This window comes from Nonomuraea sp. B208, assembly GCF_057536035.1.
Genome location: NZ_BAAJOU010000024.1, coordinates 220,640 through 242,402 on the forward strand (window position 1 = coordinate 220,640; position 21,763 = coordinate 242,402).

28 protein-coding genes are annotated in these 21,763 nt (G+C 68.4%); 25 read left to right on the forward strand and 3 right to left on the reverse strand.

All coding sequences use genetic code 11. From position 1 onward, the window contains the following. The first annotated feature begins 11 nt into the window (after positions 1 to 11). Positions 12 to 1,097 (forward strand): GNAT family N-acetyltransferase, encoded by a 1,086-nt coding sequence (locus AC27IY_RS27125; RefSeq protein ID WP_487179604.1) that lies wholly within the window; start codon positions 12 to 14, stop codon positions 1,095 to 1,097. A 6-nt stretch (positions 1,098 to 1,103) separates the two neighbouring features. Here the strand turns inward: AC27IY_RS27125 and AC27IY_RS27130 are convergent. Both AC27IY_RS27130 and AC27IY_RS27135 read right to left on the reverse strand, forming a co-directional pair. Next, positions 1,104 to 1,918, reverse strand: a protein-coding gene (locus AC27IY_RS27130; protein WP_487177875.1) for an IS5 family transposase whose coding sequence is annotated in 2 segments (ribosomal slippage) — positions 1,104 to 1,573 and positions 1,573 to 1,918 — 816 coding nt in all. Because the reading frame shifts where the segments join, the coding sequence is not laid out codon by codon here. Positions 1,919 to 1,983: 65 nt separating this feature from the next. Continuing rightward, positions 1,984 to 2,358 carry an ASCH domain-containing protein gene (locus AC27IY_RS27135; protein ID WP_487179729.1) on the reverse strand — a complete coding sequence of 125 codons (375 nt, stop codon included), beginning with the start codon at positions 2,356 to 2,358 and terminating at the stop codon, positions 1,984 to 1,986. A 38-nt stretch (positions 2,359 to 2,396) separates the two neighbouring features. Here AC27IY_RS27135 and AC27IY_RS27140 point away from each other — a divergent pair, with 38 nt between their 5' ends. From AC27IY_RS27140 to AC27IY_RS27255, 24 genes are all read left to right on the forward strand, one after another. Beyond that, the gene (locus tag AC27IY_RS27140; RefSeq protein ID WP_487179605.1) at positions 2,397 to 2,882 is read left to right on the forward strand and encodes a hypothetical protein; all 486 of its coding nucleotides are present in this window, start codon (positions 2,397 to 2,399) and stop codon (positions 2,880 to 2,882) included. Further along, positions 2,879 to 4,165: a PBSX family phage terminase large subunit gene (locus tag AC27IY_RS27145; RefSeq protein WP_487179607.1), complete on the forward strand. Its 1,287-nt coding sequence runs from the start codon at positions 2,879 to 2,881 to the stop codon at positions 4,163 to 4,165. Before AC27IY_RS27140 ends, AC27IY_RS27145 begins: the two co-directional genes overlap by 4 nt. A 158-nt stretch (positions 4,166 to 4,323) precedes the next feature. Continuing rightward, the gene (locus AC27IY_RS27150) at positions 4,324 to 4,794 is read left to right on the forward strand and encodes a hypothetical protein (RefSeq protein WP_487179609.1); all 471 of its coding nucleotides are present in this window, start codon (positions 4,324 to 4,326) and stop codon (positions 4,792 to 4,794) included. Between the two features lies 1 nt (position 4,795). Continuing rightward, complete coding sequence (locus AC27IY_RS27155; RefSeq protein WP_487179610.1) at positions 4,796 to 5,275, forward strand: hypothetical protein; 480 nt, start codon at positions 4,796 to 4,798, stop codon at positions 5,273 to 5,275. A gap of 15 nt (positions 5,276 to 5,290) precedes the next feature. Beyond that, a complete protein-coding gene (locus AC27IY_RS27160) occupies positions 5,291 to 6,412 on the forward strand; it encodes a hypothetical protein (protein ID WP_487179611.1) in 1,122 nt (373 codons plus the stop codon). 803 nt (positions 6,413 to 7,215) lie between these two features. Further along, positions 7,216 to 7,506 carry a hypothetical protein gene (locus AC27IY_RS27165; RefSeq protein WP_487179612.1) on the forward strand — a complete coding sequence of 97 codons (291 nt, stop codon included), beginning with the start codon at positions 7,216 to 7,218 and terminating at the stop codon, positions 7,504 to 7,506. A gap of 71 nt (positions 7,507 to 7,577) precedes the next feature. Beyond that, positions 7,578 to 7,775, forward strand: coding sequence for a hypothetical protein (locus AC27IY_RS27170; protein ID WP_487179613.1), 198 nt, complete (start codon positions 7,578 to 7,580; stop codon positions 7,773 to 7,775). Continuing rightward, positions 7,772 to 7,936 (forward strand): hypothetical protein, encoded by a 165-nt coding sequence (locus AC27IY_RS27175; protein ID WP_487179614.1) that lies wholly within the window; start codon positions 7,772 to 7,774, stop codon positions 7,934 to 7,936. The genes AC27IY_RS27170 and AC27IY_RS27175 overlap by 4 nt, the downstream gene beginning before the upstream one ends. A 9-nt stretch (positions 7,937 to 7,945) precedes the next feature. Beyond that, entirely contained in the window at positions 7,946 to 9,520 is a 1,575-nt protein-coding gene (locus AC27IY_RS27180) for a phage portal protein (protein ID WP_487179615.1), read from the forward strand. Continuing rightward, the gene (locus tag AC27IY_RS27185) at positions 9,520 to 11,493 is read left to right on the forward strand and encodes a phage minor capsid protein (protein ID WP_487179616.1); all 1,974 of its coding nucleotides are present in this window, start codon (positions 9,520 to 9,522) and stop codon (positions 11,491 to 11,493) included. Before AC27IY_RS27180 ends, AC27IY_RS27185 begins: the two co-directional genes overlap by 1 nt. Then, positions 11,490 to 11,660 (forward strand): Rmf/CrpP fold protein, encoded by a 171-nt coding sequence (locus tag AC27IY_RS27190; RefSeq protein WP_487179617.1) that lies wholly within the window; start codon positions 11,490 to 11,492, stop codon positions 11,658 to 11,660. The genes AC27IY_RS27185 and AC27IY_RS27190 overlap by 4 nt, the downstream gene beginning before the upstream one ends. 76 nt (positions 11,661 to 11,736) lie before the next feature. Continuing rightward, on the forward strand, positions 11,737 to 12,573 hold the full coding sequence (locus tag AC27IY_RS27195; RefSeq protein WP_487179618.1) for a hypothetical protein: 837 nt from the start codon (positions 11,737 to 11,739) through the stop codon (positions 12,571 to 12,573). A gap of 122 nt (positions 12,574 to 12,695) precedes the next feature. Continuing rightward, positions 12,696 to 13,562 (forward strand): major capsid protein, encoded by an 867-nt coding sequence (locus AC27IY_RS27200; protein ID WP_487179619.1) that lies wholly within the window; start codon positions 12,696 to 12,698, stop codon positions 13,560 to 13,562. Then, on the forward strand, positions 13,559 to 13,843 hold the full coding sequence (locus AC27IY_RS27205) for a hypothetical protein (protein WP_487179621.1): 285 nt from the start codon (positions 13,559 to 13,561) through the stop codon (positions 13,841 to 13,843). The genes AC27IY_RS27200 and AC27IY_RS27205 overlap by 4 nt, the downstream gene beginning before the upstream one ends. Beyond that, positions 13,830 to 14,171 (forward strand): hypothetical protein, encoded by a 342-nt coding sequence (locus AC27IY_RS27210; RefSeq protein ID WP_487179622.1) that lies wholly within the window; start codon positions 13,830 to 13,832, stop codon positions 14,169 to 14,171. The genes AC27IY_RS27205 and AC27IY_RS27210 overlap by 14 nt, the downstream gene beginning before the upstream one ends. Before the next feature lie 3 nt (positions 14,172 to 14,174). Further along, entirely contained in the window at positions 14,175 to 14,564 is a 390-nt protein-coding gene (locus tag AC27IY_RS27215) for a hypothetical protein (RefSeq protein WP_487179623.1), read from the forward strand. Continuing rightward, the gene (locus tag AC27IY_RS27220) at positions 14,561 to 14,872 is read left to right on the forward strand and encodes a hypothetical protein (protein WP_487179624.1); all 312 of its coding nucleotides are present in this window, start codon (positions 14,561 to 14,563) and stop codon (positions 14,870 to 14,872) included. Before AC27IY_RS27215 ends, AC27IY_RS27220 begins: the two co-directional genes overlap by 4 nt. Further along, positions 14,863 to 15,225: a hypothetical protein gene (locus tag AC27IY_RS27225; protein ID WP_487179625.1), complete on the forward strand. Its 363-nt coding sequence runs from the start codon at positions 14,863 to 14,865 to the stop codon at positions 15,223 to 15,225. The genes AC27IY_RS27220 and AC27IY_RS27225 overlap by 10 nt, the downstream gene beginning before the upstream one ends. Then, entirely contained in the window at positions 15,222 to 15,668 is a 447-nt protein-coding gene (locus tag AC27IY_RS27230) for a minor capsid protein (protein ID WP_487179627.1), read from the forward strand. Before AC27IY_RS27225 ends, AC27IY_RS27230 begins: the two co-directional genes overlap by 4 nt. Positions 15,669 to 15,736: 68 nt before the next feature. Then, positions 15,737 to 16,213, forward strand: a complete 477-nt coding sequence (locus tag AC27IY_RS27235; RefSeq protein ID WP_487179628.1) for a phage tail tube protein — start codon at positions 15,737 to 15,739, stop codon at positions 16,211 to 16,213. Further along, positions 16,210 to 16,719 (forward strand): DUF7426 family protein, encoded by a 510-nt coding sequence (locus AC27IY_RS27240; protein WP_487179629.1) that lies wholly within the window; start codon positions 16,210 to 16,212, stop codon positions 16,717 to 16,719. Before AC27IY_RS27235 ends, AC27IY_RS27240 begins: the two co-directional genes overlap by 4 nt. 169 nt (positions 16,720 to 16,888) lie before the next feature. After that, entirely contained in the window at positions 16,889 to 17,575 is a 687-nt protein-coding gene (locus AC27IY_RS27245; RefSeq protein WP_487179630.1) for a class I SAM-dependent methyltransferase, read from the forward strand. 6 nt (positions 17,576 to 17,581) lie between these two features. Then, complete coding sequence (locus AC27IY_RS27250; protein ID WP_487179631.1) at positions 17,582 to 19,954, forward strand: phage tail protein; 2,373 nt, start codon at positions 17,582 to 17,584, stop codon at positions 19,952 to 19,954. A 1-nt stretch (position 19,955) separates the two neighbouring features. Further along, complete coding sequence (locus tag AC27IY_RS27255) at positions 19,956 to 20,825, forward strand: phage tail family protein (RefSeq protein ID WP_487179633.1); 870 nt, start codon at positions 19,956 to 19,958, stop codon at positions 20,823 to 20,825. A gap of 15 nt (positions 20,826 to 20,840) precedes the next feature. Here the strand turns inward: AC27IY_RS27255 and AC27IY_RS27260 are convergent, their stop codons facing one another. Beyond that, positions 20,841 to 21,689, reverse strand: a complete 849-nt coding sequence (locus AC27IY_RS27260) for a hypothetical protein (protein WP_487179634.1) — start codon at positions 21,687 to 21,689, stop codon at positions 20,841 to 20,843. Positions 21,690 to 21,763 lie beyond the last annotated feature (74 nt).

Here is a 21,763-nt window from a genome sequence, read left to right on the forward strand (position 1 = left end):
AAGGTCGTGCTGTGCGAGCCGAGATCACGGTGTCGGCACCGGTCCACAAGACCGCCCGCGTCCTGCAGCTTCAGGGCCTGTTCGACGTGCCCGTGGAGGAGCGGCTGAGCAATTCCTGGCATCTGGAGGTGCCGGTCGAGGAGCAGCCGTGGAACGTCGGGCTGATCGTCGGCCCGTCCGGGGCGGGCAAGACCAGCGTCGCACGGCACCTGTGGCCCGACCACATCGCCAGCCCGTACACCTGGTCCGATGACCGGTCGCTGGTGGACGACTTCCCGGCCGACATGTCCATCAAGGACATCGTGGCGCTGCTCGGCGCGGTCGGCCTGTCGTCACCGCCGGCGTGGCTACGGCCGTTTCGGACCTTGTCCAACGGTGAGGCGTTCCGGGCGACGATCGCGCGGGCGCTGGCCGAGTCCGGCGACCTGGTCGTCATCGACGAGTTCACCAGCGTCGTGGACCGGCAGGTTGCGAAGGTCGCCAGCCATACGATTCAGAAGACCGTACGGCGCAGTGGCCGTCAGTTCGTTGCGGTGACCTGCCATTACGACGTGCTGGAGTGGCTGCAGCCGGATTGGGTGCTGGACGTTTCGACGGGGTCGTTCGAGTGGAGGTCGGTTCAAGCCCGGCCCCGACTCCAGCTCGAAATCCGGCCGGTTGATGGGCAGCTCTGGTCCGTCTTCGCACGTCATCACTATCTGAGCAGGGAGCTCCACCGCTCCAGCAAGAAGTTCGCCGGGTTCGTCGACGGCGAGCCGGTCGCGTTCCTCGCGTACCGGCACTTCCAGCACCCTGCGACGCGGAACCTGAAGATGGAGCACCGCCTGGTGGTCTTGCCCGACTATCAGGGGCTCGGCATCGGCGTCCGCTTCTCCGAGTGGATGGGGCAACGGCTGTACGAGCAGGGGTTCCGCTACCGGTCGGTGTCCAGCCATCCGGCGCTGATCGCCTACCGGAGCGGATCGCCGCGGTGGCGGATGATCCAGGGCCAGAAGAAGCTCGGCACCGGCTCCAAGCACCAGTGGATGCACGTGCAGACGCTCGACCCGCGCCGTCTCGGCCTGGTCAGTTTTGAGTACGTGGCGCCGCGCGCCTAAGAGCTCCTAACGCAATGAGGTGAGGCGTCGCCAGCAGATGAGTGCGCAGGCCAGCTTGAGGAATGCCTCGTGGATGTCGGCGCGGATCTCCCAGCGGATGCGTAGGCGTCTGAAGGCGTGCAGCAGGGCGAAGGTCTGCTCGACGACCCAGCGTTGTTTGCCCAGGCCGGAGCCGTGCTCGGTGCCGCGTCGGGCGATCAGCGGGCGAATCTGCAACTCACGGACCAGACGGCGGTACTTGTCGTGGTCGTAGCCGCGGTCGGCGAGCACGACGTCGGGACGCTGGCGGGGACGGCCGCGCTTGCCGCGCACCTTGGGGATGGCGTCCAGCAGCGGGCGAAGCTGGGTGACGTCGTTGCGGTTGGCGCCGGTCAAGATCACCGCGAGCGGGATGCCGGTGGCCTCGGTGATCAGGTGGTGCTTGCTGCCGGCCCGCCCTCGGTCGACCGGTGACGGACCGGTCTGCGCCCCCCTTTTAACGCTCTGATCTGGGAAGAGTCCACCGCTGCCCGGGAGAAGTCGAGGGCGTCGGCGGCCCGTAGCCGGTCGAGCAGGACCTCGTGCAGCCGCTGCCAGACGTCGGCCCTGTTCCACTCGGCCAGCCGCCGCCAGCACGTCATGCCCGAGCCGTAGCCGAGCTCCTGCGGCAGGTGCTCCCAGGCGATCCCGGTGTGCAGCACGAACAAGATGCCCTGCAACGCCAGCCGGTCATCCAGCCGCTTGCGTCCCGGATGCCGGAACCGCCGCTGACGCTGCGGCAGCAAGGGCTCGATCACCGCCCACAGCTCGTCGCTGACCTCCCACGGCTTCGGCTTGGCCACTCGCGCTCCTCTCGCTGGCTACAGCGAGAGATCAAAGCACAACGTAGATCATTCTGTTAGGCGCTCTAAGCCGCGAAGGCCTTCGTCCACCCGGCCGGAGCCGGCCGCAGCCCGAGCGCGCCGACCGCGGCCATCGGCGTGACCGCTGGTAGAGCGTCGGCGACCAGCCAGTGATTCTCGCCTGGGCGGGCCCACGGCGAACGGCTGTCCTGGCGGATCTCGACGAGGTTCACCGATCCGAGGATCACGCCGCGCAGCAGCGGCCCGTCGAGGGTGACGCCCAGTTCCTCCATCAGCTCGAAGCCCTCGGGGTCGGTCTTGAGGCCCGCGTGGATCAGGAGCCTGCCCCGATACGGCGTGGTCCAGCTCCGGTTCTCCACGTCCTTGATGCCCGCGACGAGCAGCGCCGCCCATGGCTGCCGGACGGTCAGCATCCGCATCCGCACCCGAGAAGCGTAGTAGATCAGGAGCGCCCCTCATGGTCGTCAGTAAGGCCCGCCAGGTCGAGATCTCCCAGCGGCGCTACCAGGCCGTGCAGATGCGGATCGCTGGAGTATCGCCCACGGTCATTGCCGAGCGGCTGGGGTACTCGGGCGCGGCCTCGGTGTCGAAGGACATCGACCGGGCGCTGCAGAAGGCCGCCAAGCAGGAGCAGATGGCCAGTGAGCAGCTTCTCAAGCTGGAGATCGACCGGCTCGACCGCATCATGGCCAGCCTGTGGCCGAAGGTGCTCAAGGGCGAGGTCAACGCCGCCGAGACCGCGCTGAAGTGCATCAACCGGCGGGCGACCCTGCTGGGCCTGGACCTGATCAACCGCAACGGCGTCGCGGACGGCGACATGGCCAGCCTGCTGGGCAACCTGCTGCTCCAGATCCAGCAGAAGCACGCCCTGCCCGACCCCGACACGGACAGCATTCTCGAGGCCGAGGTGATCGGCGAGATCGAGTCGGGGGGCGGCCTGTGAGCACGCCGGCGCCGACGCCGCTGAACCTGTCTCCCAAGCAGCTACGGTCGATTGGGGAGTCCACGGCGCGCCTGAACATCTGGAGCGGCGCGATCAGGTCGGGCAAGACGATCGCCTCGCTGCTGCGGTGGGTCATGTACGTCGCCAACGCGCCGCGGGGCGGCTCGTTGGTGATCGTGGGCAAGACGAGCGACACGATCGCCAGAAACGTCTTCGACGTGCTGCAAGACCCCGCGATCACCGGCCCGATCGCGCGGCGGATCATCTACACCAGAGGTGCCCCCACGGCGAACATCCTCGGGCGTCGCATCGAGATCATCTCCTCGAACGACGCCCGGTCGGAGAACCGGCTGCGTGGCATGACCTGCGCCGGGGCGTACGTCGATGAGATCACGCTGATCGAGCGCGAGTTCTGGGACCAGCTCTTGGCCCGGCTCAGCGTCACGGGCGCCAAGCTGTTCGGCACCACGAACCCCGACGCTCCGAACCACTGGTTGAAGCGGCAGTTCCTCGACCGGAAGTACGAGCTTGACCTGCGGCATTGGCATTTCAGGCTCGACGACAACACCGCGTTGGACCCGGCGTACGTCAAGGCGCTCAAGGCCGAGTACACCGGGCTCTGGTACAAGCGCTTCATCGAGGGTCGCTGGGTGATGGCCGAGGGCGCCATCTACGACATGTTCGACCCGGACCGGCACGTCGTGGACCTGCTGCCGCCCATGGAGAGGTGGCTGGCCTTGGGCGTGGACTATGGCACGGTCAATCCGTTCGACGCCATCCTCATCGGCGTGTCCACCCCGGACGACGCCGGCCAGCGGCGCCTCTACCTCGCCAGCGAGTTCCGCTGGGACTCCCGCGCCGAGCGGAGGCAGCTCACCGACGCCGAGTACAGCCAGAAGCTCGGGGCGTGGCTGGACAACATCCCCGACACCTACGGGCCCGGCACCCGCGGGGTACGGCCGCAGTGGGTGGTGGTGGACCCGTCCGCCGCGAGCTTCATCACGCAGCTCCAGCGCGATGGCTTCACCCCGACGATGGGCGACAACTCCGTCAACGACGGCATCCGCACCGTGTCCAACCTGCTCGGCGGAGATCACTTGCGGGTGCACAGCTCGGTGTCCGGGTTCCTCGACGAGGTCGGCTCGTACGCGTGGGACGACAAGCGCGCCGAGAAGGGCGAGGACGTCCCCGTGAAGCTCGATGACCACGCGCTGGACGCCGCCCGGTACGGCCTGCACACCACGCAAGCGGCCTGGCTGCCGCTGCTGCAACCGGTCTACTGACCCGTGATCGCGCACTCCCGTTCTGTGGCGGGGCGAGGGGTGCGCCGCTCCGCACGTCCACTCGCGTGCGTTGAGCCCGGCGGCCTCGGCCTTCGCGTAGTTGAGGGGCTACGAGGAGGCCGAGGCCGTTCCGCTGCTTTCCAACGATGAGGAGGGTCATGGCCGACTTCCAGTTCAACGTGGCAAAGGGCCGCGTTGTTGAGTTGTACAACCGTGTCCGGGTCGGTGACCCGGCGACCAGCGCGCTGCTCGCAGTCGCCCTGGACGAGGCAGGTATCGAGACCGACGCCGTGCTGAAGGACAAGGACAGCCTCGCCGCCGTGCTGGCTGGCGCGACCAATGAGGTGGCGAACGTTGGCTACAGCAGGAAGGTGCTGGGCGCGGCGGACCTGTCCGACGTGGTGCCCGACCACGTCAACGACTGGGTGGATGTGGCGCTGCCTGACCTGACCTGGACCAACGTGCAGGCCGGCACGAACTGGTGGAAGATCCTCATCTGCTACCGGCCCGCCACGGCGGCGCCGGACTCGGCCATCGTGCCCCTGACGAGCCACGACTTCCCGATCAAGCCAGACGGCAGCAACGTCGTCGCGCAGGTCGACCCCAGCGGCTTCTTCCGGGCGATGTGACATGGCGAAGACCGGATACTCCATCCTCACCCCAACGCCAATCGCCCTCGTCGCGAACGCCCCCAAGAGCATCCTCGGGGCGCTCGCCCCGGCGACCTTCGGCCTCGACCTCAAGAAGATCCGGGTCGGCCTGTACGGAATCTCCGCCTCCGGGGTGCCGGGCGACATCGAGCTGTGCAGCGCCACCTTCGCATCCAACGCGCCCGCCGCGTCCATGGCGTACGCGGCGGTCGTGACGCCGCAGCAGCTCTATGGCCGCGTCATCCCGCCTGGCTTCCTCGCGGCGGCAGCGTGGACGACCGAACCGGCCGTGCTCACCGTGATCGACACGTTTCCGCTGAGCCCGAACGGCGGACTCGCCCACTACGACATTCCGCTCGGCGACACCCCGGACGCCGGGCCGGGTGCCGGGTTCGTGCTGAGGGCGAAGTTCGCCGCCGCCGTGAACATCTCCGCGGGCTTCTGGCTCGAACGCGCCTGACGAGGGGGGACCGCGATGCCCCTGGTCGAGAATTTCGAGTCGAGCCCTCTGCGTCTGGCGTGGTCGGGCGACTGGGGATGGACAACGAACCGGGCCCACAGCGGGTCATGGTCGTTCACGAACGGAGACATCGGCGACAACGGAACTGCGCTGGTGACGTTCACCTTGCCGCCCAGGGCGGCGACGTTCCAGTTCTGGTACTACGTCTCCTCCGAACCCACCCACGACAAGCTGGAATTCCTGATCGACGGCTCAGTCAGGATGACAGCTTCCGGATCGGTGGGCTGGACCCAGTCGGCCGTGTTCGACGTGACCGGCGTGACCCAGGTCCAGTTCCGCTACAGCAAGGACAGCAGCGTCAGCACAGGCGATGACGCTGCCTACATCGACGACTTCACGATCACCTTCGCGCCGCTGACGACCCTGTCCAACACCTTCAACGGCGGCACCGCCGGAAGCACCATCACCACAGCCAACTCGGGCGGCAGCAACGGCACCCCGTTCGACAACATCGTGGGCGCGCCCCGCTACTCCGCCGTCAGAGCCCGAGGCGAGACAGGGTTGTCGATGGTGGCCAGCACGCCGGGCGCTGACACCCACGTCGACTGGATCGGCGCGGAATCGGCGACAGGCGTTCTGTGCGTCCGCATGTATGTGTTCCTGGACGTGCCGTTGACCGGTTCGGCACCCCTGTTCGCGCTGCTCGGCCCGAACGGGATCACTGCCAAGGCGTGGGTTTTCCCAGCGGGCCACTTCTCCGTTTACGCAGGTAATGCGTCGCCGCTCGTCATCTCCAGCATCCCTGGAATGGTGCCGGTCGGGCAGTGGGTGCGGCTGGAGTGGCGCTTCACGATCGACGCCAGCGGGTCGGGAACGGCGGAGATGTGGGCCTACCTGGACCCGGAGTCGCTGGACCACGACGACTACGTCATGAGCTCGGTCACTACATTCGCAGGCGGCAAACCCTACACGGTCGAGTTCCACCCGCGCGGAGACGGCGCAGGCAGCGGCGGCGTCTACATGGACGAGGTGGCAGTTGACGCGGCCAAGCTGGGGCCGGCGACCGCGACCGCAGCTTCCCGTGCGCGTCGGTATGCGGGTGCCTCGGCCGCGGCTCACCGGGCCGCGAGTTGGTGACGGGGGTGACCAATGCCACGCGCAGGTCGTAGTTACCCTGCTCGGCCTCTCCTCGTTCGCCCGCGCGGTTCAGGCCCGACGCTCGCGCCAGTCGTCGAATCGGGCGCATCTCTGCCGCTCACGAACACGAAGACGCGGCCTCTCAACCAGGCTGCCGATGCTGGACTCGCTCGCCCGCTGGTCCGGGTGCTGAGCAGGGTCGTCGGCCAGGTCGTTGACGAGCCCGGGAACGTCCGTCCTGCAGCGGCGGCCAAGGCCCGAGCGGTGGGCGTCGCCGCTGGGTCGGGCCTGCTGCAGCCGATCGTTCGTGTCAAGGCTCGCGCTGCTGGCCAGGCGGCCGAATCCGGTGCTGCACGTCCGTTCCGGGGCTGGGCGGCGATACGCCAAGTGGACGAGATGGGCGCGGTTCGGCCCATCTTCGCGGCTAAGACTCGCTCCTTGGGTGAGGCGGCCGGGGGTGGGCAGGCAAGCCCGATCAGCCTGGCCCGGGGCAGCCGTCTGGTCCAGCTCGTCGAGTCGGGGCAGGGACGCCCGCTTGGCCGGATCAAGGCCCGGCCGCTCGACGCGATCGTTGGCACCGGAGCAGCACGCTCGATCGCGCCGCAGCCGCCCATCGTGGGTGTGCTCGGCATGATCACAGAGATCGGCCTCGTCAGAAGGGTGCGGCGTCTGACGCCGCCGATTCAGGTCAGCGCCCCGTTCACGGCATGGGCAGCGTCGCGGCCTGTCGTGGTCTGGCACGCCTCTGCCCCACACACATCGTGGTCTGCCGAACCTCCGACAAGCTCATAGGAGATCCTGCCGTGGAACCGATCTCTTCTCTCAGCCGCCCGTACGTCTACACCTTCGTCAGGGGCGCGTCCGGGACGGAGCTGGTCGAAGTCGCCTTCACGAACCTCGGCGCTGAACCGATCGACACCGATTGGTATCCCGCCGAGTGGGCCGACGCCGCTGCAGGGGGCGCGCGAGCGCGCATCCTCATCGGGCCTGGCGGCACCGTCACTCTGCCGGACGGCACCTATCTGATGTGGGTCCGCATCACCGGAGCCGTCGAGCGGCCCGTGATCCCCTGCGGGCCCATTCCCATCATCTGAGGAGCGAAATGCATCGCATTCCTGCTACGGGCCACATCGTTCGCTATCGAGGCCGGCAGGGTCTCCACGCGATGAGGGCAGCGATCGTCACGGCGGACACGACGACGCTGGACCCGGAGGGGGTCAAGGTCGGCGCTGTCCCGCCGCTGGATTCGCCACTGCATGTGCACCTGTGGGTGTTCACACCCGGCGTGGTGGGTGGGTTCCACGAGTTCAACGTTGCGCCTGGCACGGAACCGGGCACCTGGCACTGGCCGGCTGCCGGATGAGCGAACGGGCGATCACCTGGCGACAAGCCGCAGCCCATGCCGCCGCTGTCCTGGAGCGCGCCGACTGCGAGCCCAACCCGGACATGGTCGAGGCCAAAGTCGCCATCGCTGACGGCTGGACGCAACTAGCGCTCGCCCTGTCGGAGATCGAGAAGACATGAGGAGGGCCGATGCCGCTTCCCGAGCGTAACCAGGCGTGGCCGCCGCCAGCGATCCGACAGGAGATGCGGCTCTACGACACGCATGGCGCCTGGTACTCGGGCGACCCGGACAAGCTGGCGCAGGTGTACGGCGGTAACCAGGCAACGCCCAGGGTGGGCATGGACCCGAAGGGCTGGGACCGGCCGATCACTCGCGCGGGCGGTTACTTCGGCCGGATGGTCCGCTACTTCTGGGGGACGCCAACCCCGGCGGCGCAGGCTCGTGCGACGAAGCTCCACATCCCGCTCGCCGCTGACATCGCCGCCACCTCGGCTGACTTGCTGTTCAGCGAGCCGCCGACACTCAAGCTCAAGGGCAAGAAGGGGCAGCAGCGGCTCGACAGCGTGCTGCACGAGGCCGGCGTGTACGGCAGCCTGCTGGAGGCCGCCGAGCTGGCCGCCGCGTACGGGGGCGTCTACCTGCGGGTGGGCTGGGACACGACGACGGCTGACCACCCGGTCGTGGACGCGCTGCCTCCGGACGCCGGCGTGCCCGAGTTCCACAACGGCCGGCTGACGGCGGTGACGTTCTGGAAGGTCGTGTACGAGGACGACAGGTCGGGCGAGGTCTGGCGGCACCTGGAGCGCCACGAGAAGGGTCGCATCTACCACGGGCTGTACCTGGGCGACGAGGACCACCTGGGCCGGCAGATGCCGCTGGAGGACCACCCGGCCACCGCCGAGTTCGCTCCGCTGGTGGACGAGGACGGCGGGTTCGACAGCGGGTACGAGCGTGGCCTGCTGGTCGAGTACGTCCCGAACATGAGGCCGCACCGCATGATCCGAGGTACGGCGATCGGCCGCTCGGACTACGCGGGCGTCGAACCGCTGATGGACGCGCTCGACGAGACGTGGACGTCGTGGATGCGTGACCTGCGGCTCGGTAAGGCGCGGATCATCGTGCCGGAGGTGTACCTGACGACCGCTGGCCGCGGCCAGGCCGCGTCTTGGGACCCGGACCGGGAGATCTACAGTCCGCTGGGCGGCATGCTGCCGTCGCCGCAGAACCCCGGCAGCATGATCACCCTGTCGCAGTTTTCCATCAGGGTGCAGGAGCACTCGGAGACGTCGAAGCACCTGGTGGAGCAGATCGTTCGCGGAGCCGGATACTCGGTTCAGTCGTTCGGTGAGGGCGGGGACGGGCAGGCTCGTACGGCGACCGAGATCCACATGCAGAAGCATCGCTCGTACAGCACGCGCGGACGGAAGATCGGCTACTGGACCCCGCGACTCGCGTGGCTGTCGGAGGCGATGCTGGCCGTCGATCATGCGGTGTTCGGGACGAAGGTCGTCGCGGAGCGGGCGACCGTGGAGTGGCCGGACGGCGTCATGCCCGACCCGGAGAGCATGGGCCGCACCCTGGACATGCTGAACCGGGCGCAAGCCGTCAGCTTGGACACGAAGGTCCGGTGGGTTCACCCCGACTGGGACGACGCGCAGATCCAGGCTGAGAAGGAGAGACTGCGCGACGAGCTCGGGCTGAACGTGCCGGACCCGGCGACGCTGGGCGAGACGTGGATTCCTGACGCGGCCGGCGAGGACTGATGTCGATCACTCCAGCCGCCGCGATCGAGGAGGGCCTGGAACAGGCGCGGAAGGTCGCCGCGATGTACGCCGACGCTGAGACGGCGCTGCTGGAACGCGTCGCCGCCCGAGTCGGCAAGGATCTCGACGACGACGGAGACACCTGGGCGGACAAGCGGTTGGCCGAGGTGGCCCAGCTCCGTAAGGAAGCCGAGTCCATCATCCGCCGTCTGGAATCGGCTGCGAAAGCGGCTGCGCAGGCGGCGGTGATGGACACGTGGGCCGAAGGTATGGACGCCGCGGTGCGCGGAGCCGTGCTGCAGGTCCATGACCGGAAGGTCCGCAAGCGGCTGGAGCGAGTGCTGCAAGACGCCAAGAACCTCGGCGCGAAGCGGGGCATCAGCGCCGGTCAGGGCGTCGCCGAGCTAGCCGCGCAGGCGGCCAGGATGGTCACTGCGGTGCATGAGGGCGCGCTGCGCGCGGTGGACGACATCTACCGCAACGTCATCGCCGAGACGGCCGGCCGTGCGCTGATCGGCGCAGAGACGCGGCGGGAGGCAGTGCAGCGGGCGCTCGACCGGTTCGCAGCCCAGGGGATCACGGGGTTCACCGACTCGGCCAACCCGCCCCGCACGTGGAGCATGGCCGGCTACGCCGAGATGGCCATGCGGACGGCAACCGCGCGCGCGGCGGTGGATGGTCACCTGTCCACGCTGCGCGACGCCGGAATCGGCCTGGTTAGCGTGTCGCGGCTGCCGTACACCTGCGACCGGTGCGCCCGCTGGGAGGGCGAGGTCCTGGCCCTGGCTGGCTCGGCGGGCACCCGAGTGGAGGAGAACCCGGCCACGGGGGTGCAGGTGTTCGTGCAGGTGGCGGGGACGGTCGCGGAGGCCCGGCTGGCGGGTCTGCTGCACCCGAACTGCGGGCACAGCCTGAACGCCTACCTGCCGGGCGTGTCGAAGCCGGCGCCCGCGGTGCAGTCGAAGACCAGCTACAAGGACTCGCAGCGGCAGCGCTACCTGGAGCGGAAAGTCCGGGAACACAAGCGGCGTGCGGCGGTCGCGCTCGACGACGACGCCCGCGCGAAGGCGGACGCGAAGACGGCCGACTACCAGACGCAGCTCAAGGACCTGACGAAGGCGACCGGGCAGCGGCGCAAGACCGACCGGGAGAAGGCCGACGCCCCGCCCGCGGACCTGGACGAGCTGACCGATAAGGAGCTCACGGACCTAGCCAGCAAGTTCGGCCACGACGAGCAGGCGCTGGCCAGGCTTGAGCGCGAGATGACCCGCCGCGACGAGGCCGACGCGGCGGCAGCGCGGGCAGCCGGCCCGGCCGCGCAGGACGACCCGATTGCCGCGCTGTCGGAGGTCAACGACCTGGGCGACCTGACCGACGACCACGTGATCGAGCTGATGGAGCGGTACCGCGATGACGAGCAGGGCATGGCCCGCGTGCTCGACGAGCTGGACCGCATCGAGCGGCAGACCCGCCAGCGTGAGAACTGGTCGTGGAACTGGCGCGAGGAGGAGACCGACGCCGACCGGGCGATCTCGGACCTCATCGCGTCGGGCCGCTACTCCTACATGGACGCGTACGCCGAGGTTCACGGGCTGGACCCGGCCGAGCTGGACCGCCAGGAGCGGCGGGCCCTGCTGGAGGCGGACCGCCGGCCGGGCGAGGACATCGACCAGACGGTGCGCCGTCTGTACGCCGAATGGCTCGACCAGGCGTACGAGCGGGCCGAGGCCGACACGAACGGCTTCCTGCTGAACGCCGAAGGGCAGGCGGCTGGGATCAACGAGCGGTCGCTGTTCTCCGGGCCGGCCGCTCGCGCCCGGAAGTACGCCAGCGAGGAACTGCTGCGCTGGTGGGCGGACAACGCGCGGCTCACCCTCACGGAGTTCCGCGCGCAGTGGCTCGGGCGGGAGTCCGACCGGCGGGCGGCCGAGCAGATCCGGGCGGGCGGCGCCGGGAGGGAGTTCGGCGTATGACCATCTCCGAGACCGACCGCAGAGCCGCTGTGACGTTCGGCCGCCTGGCCGGTGAGCGCGGCGTGTCGGTCACTGCCTGCCCGTACCCGGTGCGGGGCGATGACCGGGAGCGTGCGCTGCGGCTGCTGTGGATGCGCGCGTACGTGCGGCACAGCTCTGGGGCGTAGACGCCCTTCCTCATGGCCCGCCGGGCGCGGGCCTTTCCCATGTCCCGACGACACGCTCCAGGAGGGCGATCTCGTCATGCTCGAAAACACCCTGCCGACCACGCCAGGCGCGTTCCTCGGCTACCGCAAGGACGGCGTCACCCCGATCTACCTGATCGCCGGTGGCGCGCCGGACGACGAGAACGGCGAAGGCCAGCCGCAGCAGGAGGAGCAGACTCCTCCCGCGCAGGCCGAGGTCACGCCGCCCGAGACGCCGGCGGCCGACGACGCGGTCAACCCCGACGCCAAGCGCGTGGACCAGCTCCCGCCGTGGGCGCAGAAGCTCATCAAGGACACCCGTGCGGAGGCGGCCGACTGGCGGTCCAAGCTGAAGGACGCGCAGAAGGCCGCCGACGAGGCGACCGCCAAGCAGGGGCCGTCTCCGGAGGAAATCACCGAGAAGGTCAAGACGGACTTCGCCCAGCAGATCGCCAAGGCGTTGGGTCTGGCGGCTGAGGAGGAGAAGCCGCTCGACCCGCAGCAGGTGATCGAGACGCTGACGGCCGAGCGGGACACCACGGCCCAGGAGCGCGACAAGGAGCGCGAGCGGCACCGCCGGGCTCTGATCGAGCTCGCGGTTCACCGCGCCAGCCAGAAGGTCGGCGCGGACCCGGACGCCCTGCTCGACAGCAGGTCGTTCCTGAAGGCCGTCCGGGACATGGACCCGGACGGCGAGGACTTCTCCACCAGCTTGACCGAGGTCATCCAGACGGCGGTGGAGAACAACCCGAAGTTCAAGGGCGGCTCCCAGGCGGGGCCGCCAGCCAGGAGCGGAGGCGAGTTCACCGGCGGGCCTGGTGAGCGAGCGCCGAGTTCCGAGCCCTCCATCGACGAGTTCCGCGCCAGGCGTAAGGCGAAGCGCGCCTCGTCCTAACCGCTAATTGCGCGACCGTAATTAGCCTCCTGAAGAGGTGAAAGGCCCGAATGGCTAACACTTTCCTGACCCCGAGCATCATCGCCAAGGCGGCGCTGGCCACGCTCTACGAGACCTGCGTCATGGCCCAGCTCGTCCACCGTGACTATGAGCAGGAGTTCGTCTCTCGCGTGGGCGACACGATTTCCGTGAGGAAGCCCGCCGTCTTCCAGGCGAACGAGTTCGACCGGGCGACGGGCATCCAGATCCAGAACGCGTCCGAGGGCAGCGTGCCGATCACGCTGAACCACTTCGCCGACGTCAGCTTCAGCGTGACCGCCGAGGAACTGACCTTGGAGATCGAGGACTTCGGCACGCAGCTCCTGTCTCCGGCGATGGAGGCGATCAGTCAGAAGATCGACCGGGACATTCTGAGCCTCAGGAACGACATCGTGCAGCGTGTGGGCGTGCCGGACGCGACGGTCCCCGGCGTCACCGGCAAGGTGATCCACCCGTACGACGACCCCAAGACGGCGATCGACGCCCGGCGCGTGCTCAACCAGCGCAACGTGCCGTCCGCGGACCGGTACCTGGTGATCGGCCCGGAGATCGAGGCGCTGTGGCTGTCGGACCCGCTGTTCCATCAGGCTGACGTCAGGGGCGACACGGACGGTCTCCGCGAGGCGTCGCTGGGCCGCAGAGTTTTCGGGCACGATGCGTTCCAGACCCAGAACATCGAGGCCCCGGGCGGCACGCCGACCACCGGCCAGCCGAACACCGAGGTCGGAGTGGCTTTCCACAGGACCGCGTTCGCGTTGGTGACGCGTCCCTTGGTGCTCCCGCAGGGTGCGGCCAACGCCGCTGTGGAGAGCTACAAGGGCTTCGGCGTCCGCGTGGTGATGGACTACGACATCTCGAAGAAGCAGGACATCGTGTCGGTGGATTGCCTCTACGGCGTCAAGACGCTCGACCCGAACAGGGCGGTGCTGATCCACGGGGTCGCGGCGTGACCTACATCTACCGCAACGCCAACACCGGGCAGGTGGTCCCGCTCGAACAGCGAGACCCCTGCCTGGCCATGTTGGCCAACTGGCAGATCATCGGCGGGCCCGAGCCCGCCGACGCGTCCGGCCCGGCTTCGGCCGGGCCGGCCCGCCCGTCTGAGCACGACAACAAGGCGGCGTGGATCGAGTACGCGGTCTCGCGCGGCATGCCTGAGAGCGACGCCAAGGCGCTGTCGAAGGCCGCGTTGATCGAGGAATTCGGGGAGGACCCAGATGGCGAGGACTGACCTGGCCGTCCGGCCCATGCCGCGGACCGGCGTCGCGCTCGGCGTCAGCCTGGTCGCGGCCAACGCGGACGGCAACGCCTTCGACCACACCGCGCGGCGCATGCTGCTGCTCAAGAACAGCAACGGCTCGCCCGCGACGGCGACCGTGCAGATCCCCGCGACGGTCGAGGGCCAGGACGTAGTGGACCTGCCGGTCACCGTCCCGGCGAACGATTCCCTGCTGCTGCCGCCGTTCAGTGCCGTCTACCGGCAGGCCAACGGCAAGGTGTACATCGACTACGCAGACCCGGCAGGGCTGACGGTCGGTGTGATCGAGCAGCCGGCGTAGCCCATGGCATACGCGACGGCGGCCGACTACACGGCATACAGCGGCAAGGCCGCGCCTGACGACATCGACCGGCGGCTGGAGCGGGCGTCCGAGCGGATTGACGAGATGCTGTTCGCCTCGATCTACCCGACCGACGAGGCAGGCATGCCGACGCGGCCGGAGGACGTCGAGGCGATGAAGCGGGCGACGTGCGCGCAGGTCGCGTGGACGATCGCCGTGGGCGACGAGTTCGGTGTGGCGGCGGCTTTCAAGGCGGTCAGCATCGGCTCGGTCCGGCTTGACCGCGGCGGCTCCAGTGACGCGCCGCCCCCGCGGTACTCACCGGACTCCTCCTCCATCCTGCGGCGGGCCGGGTTGCTGCCCGGCTACATCCTCGACGGGAGCGTGTGGTGATGCTGCCCGAGTGGCTGCTACGCCACACGGCGACCATCGAGCCATTCCAGGGGGACGGCGCGTACGGACCCGTGTTCGGGCCGGCGTTCGAGTCTCGCTGCCTGGTGGATGACGAGCGGCGCCTGGTGCGTGACGCCCAGGGCGCCGAGGTCGTCTCCGACACGACCGTGTTTCTCCCTCCGGGCACGATCTGCCCGGAGGGGAGCCGGGTCACGGTCAACGGGCGGCAGACCACCGTCATCACGTCCTTCGCTCGCGACGGCGGCGGCTTGCCGACGCCGGATCACGTCGAGGTGGTGTGCCGCTGATGGCCAGAGCCAGGTTCAACGCGAAGGTCAATTCGGAGGAGGTGACGGCGGAGCTTCGGCGCGCGGCAGGCCGGGGCCTTCGCCACGCCACCGAGCACGTCCTGTCCGTGTCCGCACAGCGTGTCCCGCACGATGAGGGCACGCTGGAGCGGTCAGGCGCGGCCGTTGTCGATGAGAATGAGCTGCGCGGAATCGTCTCCTACGACACCCCGTACGCGGTTGTGCAGCACGAAAGCCTCGACTACCGGCACAAGCCCGGCCGGACTGCGAAGTTCCTGGAGCTGGCGGTGCGTGAGGAGGCCGAGGTGGTCAAGCTGCTGATCGCCAAGCAGATCCGGCAGGTGCTCAAGTGACCTGGACTCGTGATCTGCTGACCGGGTTCGCGGTCCTGCTCGGCGAGGCCGGGGTGGCGACGTGGAACCCGAACGGGGTCTACACGGCCAACCAGACGGCGCTCACGATCGGCGGTCTCCCGGCGTCCCCGGACACGGCCATCGCGCTCGCGGTGTACGGAGTGGGTCAGGCGGGCGACGATGTCGAGCAGCCGGACTCGGCTGTGCAGATGCAGGCCCGGTTCCGGGCCAAGACGGACCCGCGGGTTGTCGACGACCTGGCGGACGGCGTGTTCGACGCTATCCACGGCCTGGCCAACGTGACGCTCTCGACGGGCGTGCACGTGCTGCTCGCGCGGCGGACGCTGGTCGCTCCGCTGGGACGTGACTCCAGCGGCCGGTGGGAGCGGGCTGATTCCTTCGACCTGATGTGCTACCGGCCGTCGCCGCACCGCGACGCCTGACCTCCCTCTTCCTTAGCCGATAGCGGTCCCGCTGTCGGCATTCCGGCATGCCCTTCTAAGGAGTGATCATGGGCCTGCGTTCCCTACTCGCGAAGGACTGGAAGCTCGACGTCAACACCGGGCCCGACTTCGAGAGCCCTGTCTGGACGGGGGTTAAGGGTCTGACTTCCTTCCAAGAGACGACCGACGACAACACGGAGGACGACGGCGACTTCGACGACGAGGAGGGCTGGGGCTCCTCTGTCGTCACCGGCCGCACCTGGCAGATCGAGGCTGAGGGCCGCCGCAAGCGAACCGACGCCGCGGTGTTCACCGCCGACCCTGGCCAGGAAGCCATCCGACAGGCGGCCCGCAAGGTCGGCTTCGGCGCGAACATCAAGGTCAGGTGGTACCGGCGGGACGGCGCTCCCGACGCTTACGAGGGCGTCTGCACCGTCTCCGAGTTCGTCAAGGGCGGCTCGGTCACCGACCTGGAGCCGTTCTCGTTCACCCTGCTGGGCCAGGGCGCGCCCGTCGAGATCGAGAACCCGGTGATCACGCCGTGACGTTTCAGGACCTCGACGAGTTCTTCGACGACAGCCTGCGGCTTCCGGTCGGCGGGAAGTGGTACGCCATCCCCGCCCCGGACGCCGAGGTCGGCCTGCTGTGCCAGCGGCTCATGCACGCCAGCCTCGCGGCCGAGCAGGGCGAAGCCGTGAACGACCCCAAGCTCAACGAGCTGGTCCAGGTCGTGCTCGACGACGACGACGAACGCGACCTGTACCAGCGCATCCTCGGCCCGGTGTGGGAGGAGCTGCGCGCCGACAAGGTGACGTGGCCGAAGATCCAGCACATCGGCAAGACCGCGCTCGTGTGGGTTGCCGCCGGCGAGGAGGCCGCAGCCAAGATCTGGGCCACGGTGACCTCGGGGGAAGCCCCGGCCCCGAACCGGGCGACGCGGCGGGCAGCGGCGGCGACCTCGACCCGGTCACGGGGCTCCGGGACTACTACGACCCGGACGACGGCCTCTCGGTCTCGAAAGGCCGCACCGTCTCGTGGCAAGACATCCTGACGCGTTGGGCGCTCGTCGAGCCGGACCTGCACGAGGTGTACGGCATCGACCTCGGCGAGCCCGGCGTGCTGCGTGCCCGGTCGTGGCGCTGGCTCCGGACCCGGCTACATGGGCTGCTGACGTGTGACTCGCGCCTGGCGCGCGCCCTGGATCCCGGCGAGGGGCGGCGGTGAAGCGGGTCCTCGACGCGTTCTGCGGCGTGGGCGGGGCGGCTCGCGGCTACCAGCGTGCGGGCTTCTACGTCGTGGGCGTGGATGTCCGGCCGATGCGGCGGTACCGCGGCGATGAGTTCGTGCGCGGCGACGCGATCGAGTTCATCGCCCGGCACGGCCATGAGTTCGACTTCGTTCACGCTTCGCCGCCTTGTCAGGCGCACACGACCCTGACACTCGGCACGAACCAGGGCCGCGCCTACCCGGAGCTGATCCCGATGACGCGGCAGGTGCTGCGCGGGACCGGCCGGCCGTGGGTCATCGAGAACGTCCCGAGCGCGCCCATCAGGCGGGACCTGCTGCTGTGCGGCGCCATGTTCCCCGAGCTGGCGGTGCTGCGGCACCGGTGGTTCGAGCTCGGCGGCGTCCGCGTCGCCCAACCCGAGCATCCGAAGCATCGCGGTCGCGTCGCAGGGTTCCGCCACGGCGAGTGGCACGAGGGCCCGTACGTCGCGGTGTACGGCAAGGGCGGTGGCAAGGGCGCGGTGTCGCTGTGGCGGCAGGCCATGGGCATCGACTGGCCCGCCGCGCGCCGCGAGGTCAGGCAGGCGATCCCCCCGGCCTACACGGAGCTGATCGGGCGTGCTGTCCGCGATCAGCTTCCCGCCGCTGGCTTCACCCCATCCGAGACCTCCAGGAGGTGAGACCCGGTGGCGCTGAACGTCGGCGAGCTGTTCGCTGAGATCAACGTGAAGGACCGGGGCACGACCGCTGTGCGCCGGTTCATGACCTTCGTGCGCGACGCCGCGAAGAAGATCGACATCGACGTGGGCGGGGTCGCCAAGAGCGCCGGTTCGATGGGCGTCCAGTTCACCGGCGCGGCGCTCAAGGCGGCGATGCTGGCGGCTTCGATGGCTGCGGCTGCGCAGAGCGCGGTCGGGCTCGTCGCAGCGCTGGCCCCGGCGGGCGGCATCGTCGCTGCCCTGCCGGGCATGATCGGGCTCGGTGTCGCCGCGATGGCCACCCTCAAGGTGGCCCTGGCCGGGGTCGGGGATGCTTTCGGCGCGGCCCTGAGCGACGACCCGAAGAAGTTCGAGGAGAGCCTGGCCGGGCTCTCACCCGCGGCGGCCGCCGCCGCGCGCGAGCTGCACTCGGTCAAGCCCGCGATCGACGGGCTGCGGTCCGCTGTCCAGGACGCCTTCTTCCAGCCGTTGGCCGGCCAGATCCGCGCGGTGGCAGACGCCGTGGTCGGGCCGCTGCGCTCCGGCATGCAGGGCGTCGCGCGGGAGTTCGGTCTCGCCGGTGCCGAGGCGGCACGGTTCGCCTCCTCGTCGGCGACGGTGGCCGCTATCTCGTCCATCTTCGGCTCGCTGCGGTCGGCGGTCGCCTCGATCCAGCCGGCGATCCAGCCGCTCCTGGCCGGGTTCCGCGATATCGCTGTGGTCGGCGCGTCCTGGTCATCTGGGCTCGTACCTGGCATCGCGGCTGCAGCTCAGCGGTTCGGAGAGTTCCTGTCCAACGCGGCTAATAGCGGTGCCGCTCTTAGCTGGATGCAGGGCGCGCTCGACGTGTTCAAGCAGCTCGGCCAGGTCGGCGGTGACCTGGTTGGCATCGTCAAGTCGGTCTTCTCGGCGATGTCGGCTGGCGGGTCGAACGCGCTGGGGGTGCTCGGGCAACTCCTGAGCCAGCTCAACGCGTTCCTCGCGAGCGCTGAGGGTCAGAAGGCGCTCGTCTCGATCTTCACCGCGTTGTCGCAGGTCGGGTCGGCCTTGATGTCGATCTTCAAGGCATTGGGTGGCGCGTTGGCGCTGGTGGCGCCGCATGTGGCGTCCATCGCGACGGCCCTGGGTCCGGGGCTGGCCGCCGCGGTCTCGGCGCTCGGTCCGGCTCTGGCCGCCCTGGGTCCTGGGTTGACCATGGTCGCCCAGATGCTCGCTCAGGCGTTCGCATCTCCCGAGCTGCAAGCGGGGCTGCTCGCGCTCGGGCAGGGGCTGTCAGCTGCCCTTGCTGCGGTCGCTCCGCTGCTACCTGTGGTAGCGCAATTGGCGGGCATCCTGAGCCAAGTCCTCGGCATCGCACTGAGTAACCTCTCGGCTGCACTCGGTCCCGTGATCAGTGCCTTGTCGAGTGCCCTGCAACCTGCCCTAGCGTCCGTTTCATCCGCTTTGTCCCAGCTTGCGCCGATCATGGCTCCGCTCTACGCGTCCTTCGGGCAGATGGCGGGCGTACTCCTTCAGCAACTACTGCCGCCGATCTTGAATCTGATCCCTTCGTTGCTGAATGGGCTGGTTCCTGCCTTTGTGCAGCTAGCTGAGGCGGTACTGCCTGTTCTACCGATTTTGACCGATCTGGCGGCAATGGCGATCCAGCAGGTCCTCCCGTCGCTGGTGCCCATTCTGCCCATGCTGACCAAGCTCGGAGTCGGGTTCGCCCTGTTCGGAGCCAAGGTGGCCGAGATCGTCGGCCAGCTCAAGCCCTTGATCGAAAAGGGCGTCGCGGTCTTCCAATGGATGTACAACGTGCTGGTCGGCCACTCGATCATCCCCGACATGGTCAACGCCATCGGCAAGTGGATCGGCACCACCCTGGTCGGCTGGTTCCGCGATCTGCCCGGCAAGATCAAAAACGCGATGTCATCCATCGGCCCGACCATGGCGGGCATCGCCCAGGACGTCGTTTCCGGCTTCTGGAACAAGCTGCAATCGCTGGCCAGCGGCCTGTACAACAACGTCAGGGGCTTCTTCGCCAACATCGTCAAGAGCGCCAAGGACGCACTCGGCATTAAGTCCCCCAGCAAGGTGTTCGCCCAGATCGGAGCGTTCATGATGCAGGGCATGTCGCTCGGCGTGGACAAGAGCCGCAGCGTCGTCATGTCCTCGCTGAAGAAGGTGGCCACGCTCGCCACTCGGACCGCGATGCCAGACCTGTCGGTACCCGGCGTGACCGTCCCAGACGGGCTCGGCGGAGGCCGCGCCTCGTCGCGGACGGTGGTCAACGTGACGAACCACTACCCGCAGGCCGAGCCGACCTCCGTGACCGTCAACCGGTCGCTCCAGTACGTCGGTGCGATGGGAGTGCTCTGAGGTGCCCAGCTACTCACTCGACGGCGTGCCGCTGGACCACCCGGCCGGCTGCTGGCGAACCAAGAAGGGGACGCAGAGGCGGCCCTTGCCCGGCGCGCGGGCCGTGAAGGTCAGCGTGCCGGGCCGGCACGGGGACATCCCGGTCGTCGGCCTCGACCTGGAGGCCACCACGTTCGGCCTGACGTTCAAAGTCACGTCGGCCACACCTTCGGGGGCGGACGGTGGCTACGAGCAGATGGAGCGCAACCTGGAGGCGCTGTCGGCGCTCCTCGGAACCCGGCACAGGCTGATGAAACTGCGCTACCAGGCGGGCAACCTCGTCCGCGTCGCCGACGTGACGATCAACGCGGCCAGCGAACCGGAGGTCAACACCGGTGCTGCGACCGCCCGACTGACGGCCGTGGTCGAGGTGCCGGGCGCGCTGTGGCGGGACGAATCGGAGTCCACCTGGCTGGGCGAGCCCAATCAGCTCGCCCAGCCGGTGACCACGCTCGCGAACTCGACCGGGCCTGTCGTGGACGCGCTGCTGCGGTTCACCGGCCCGGCCGTGCAGCCGTCCATTGGGGACGTTGCCACGGGCGGCTGGGTGCTTCGCCCGGGTGGGCTGCTCGCGGGAGAGAGACTGCTGATCGACTGCGGCCGGATGCAGGCTGCCGTCGTCACCTCGGACACGTGGGACCTGACCGGCGGGGACGACGTGACGGGGGAGATCGACGCGATCGGACCCGGCTCGCAGTTCCGGTGGCTGCACCTGACCCCGTCCGTCGCGGTCGCCGACCCGTTCTCCCGCGCGGTGCTCGTCTCGACCTCGGCAACGAGCACGAGCGCCTCGTCGCGTGTGGAAATTCGGGCCCGCCGCGCTTACTTGTAATCAGCTTGTGCTTATTCAGGTTTCGTGGCGGCACCCGCCGCAGGGGTCGTCGCCGTCGATTGGCAGCGCATCGAGCGCTACCTGCATGCTCGCTGGATCCCGGATCAGGCCGGGATGCTTGCCGAGGTAGATGATTTCACGGTTGGTCAAGGTGCGGAAGTTGAGCATTCCGTTGACCTTGATCACCAGTACGGAACCCACGAGACCGGCGGCTGTTTCAGTGTTCTCTAGTGCGGAGATCAACTTGCTGACCGCCTCGGCTTGTAGAACATTGACGTTGGCCTGCTGCTCCTCCAGAGGAAGTTGGGCCGCCCGGCGCATCGCGTCACCAAGCTCTTGTGCGCCTTGGCGTTTGGTCCAGATACGGAAACGCTGAAAGTATGATCCTTCGAGCGGTGGAAACTCCTCAGCCTGGCCGTACTCCTCGGCTAGGTCGATTATGGCCTGTCGAGCAGCCAGATGATCGCCATCCTTCACATACAGGACCAGCGGAACGGGCATCAGAACATCAACCACCCGGGGGAGCTGGATTTCCCGCAGCGCCTGCGCGAATTCTTGCTCGATCGTGCCGTTTGGAGGGTTCGTGTGCGTGGCGCCCTGAGTTATCGACAGCAGCAGATAATTGTCGTAGTCGCTCAGGCCGAGCGCGCTGAGTAGTGCTATCGTGCGTTCATTAATCTGGAATATTGCTCTTTGGAGCTCTTTTTTGCGGACGGCATCAGTTCTGATGTCGAGCCCGCGCGCTCCATGCTGAAGACTGAAAACCGATCTTTCCAGGTCTCGAACCTTATCGGCCACGTCTACTTCTGAAACGAGCGGAGGGGTCTGCTCAGCAAGCTCGAGAATCGCGTAGAGATGCCCCACATGCATGCGAGTATCCGGCCCAAGATGGTCTAGGGTTTGCCGCAAATGAAGGATTATTTCGTGAAGCGAAGCCA

Bases quoted from the DNA above. Each gene is read 5' to 3' on its own strand.
- AC27IY_RS27135 (WP_487179729.1), bottom strand. From the start codon at position 2,358: ATGCGGATGCTGACCGTCCGGCAGCCATGGGCGGCGCTGCTCGTCGCG.
- AC27IY_RS27140 (WP_487179605.1), top strand. From the start codon at position 2,397: ATGGTCGTCAGTAAGGCCCGCCAGGTCGAGATCTCCCAGCGGCGCTAC.
- AC27IY_RS27150 (WP_487179609.1), top strand. From the start codon at position 4,324: ATGGCCGACTTCCAGTTCAACGTGGCAAAGGGCCGCGTTGTTGAGTTG.
- AC27IY_RS27155 (WP_487179610.1), top strand. From the start codon at position 4,796: ATGGCGAAGACCGGATACTCCATCCTCACCCCAACGCCAATCGCCCTC.
- AC27IY_RS27160 (WP_487179611.1), top strand. From the start codon at position 5,291: ATGCCCCTGGTCGAGAATTTCGAGTCGAGCCCTCTGCGTCTGGCGTGG.
- AC27IY_RS27170 (WP_487179613.1), top strand. From the start codon at position 7,578: ATGAGGGCAGCGATCGTCACGGCGGACACGACGACGCTGGACCCGGAG.
- AC27IY_RS27175 (WP_487179614.1), top strand. From the start codon at position 7,772: ATGAGCGAACGGGCGATCACCTGGCGACAAGCCGCAGCCCATGCCGCC.
- AC27IY_RS27180 (WP_487179615.1), top strand. From the start codon at position 7,946: ATGCCGCTTCCCGAGCGTAACCAGGCGTGGCCGCCGCCAGCGATCCGA.
- AC27IY_RS27185 (WP_487179616.1), top strand. From the start codon at position 9,520: ATGTCGATCACTCCAGCCGCCGCGATCGAGGAGGGCCTGGAACAGGCG.
- AC27IY_RS27190 (WP_487179617.1), top strand. From the start codon at position 11,490: ATGACCATCTCCGAGACCGACCGCAGAGCCGCTGTGACGTTCGGCCGC.
- AC27IY_RS27195 (WP_487179618.1), top strand. From the start codon at position 11,737: ATGCTCGAAAACACCCTGCCGACCACGCCAGGCGCGTTCCTCGGCTAC.
- AC27IY_RS27200 (WP_487179619.1), top strand. From the start codon at position 12,696: ATGGCCCAGCTCGTCCACCGTGACTATGAGCAGGAGTTCGTCTCTCGC.
- AC27IY_RS27210 (WP_487179622.1), top strand. From the start codon at position 13,830: ATGGCGAGGACTGACCTGGCCGTCCGGCCCATGCCGCGGACCGGCGTC.
- AC27IY_RS27215 (WP_487179623.1), top strand. From the start codon at position 14,175: ATGGCATACGCGACGGCGGCCGACTACACGGCATACAGCGGCAAGGCC.
- AC27IY_RS27235 (WP_487179628.1), top strand. From the start codon at position 15,737: ATGGGCCTGCGTTCCCTACTCGCGAAGGACTGGAAGCTCGACGTCAAC.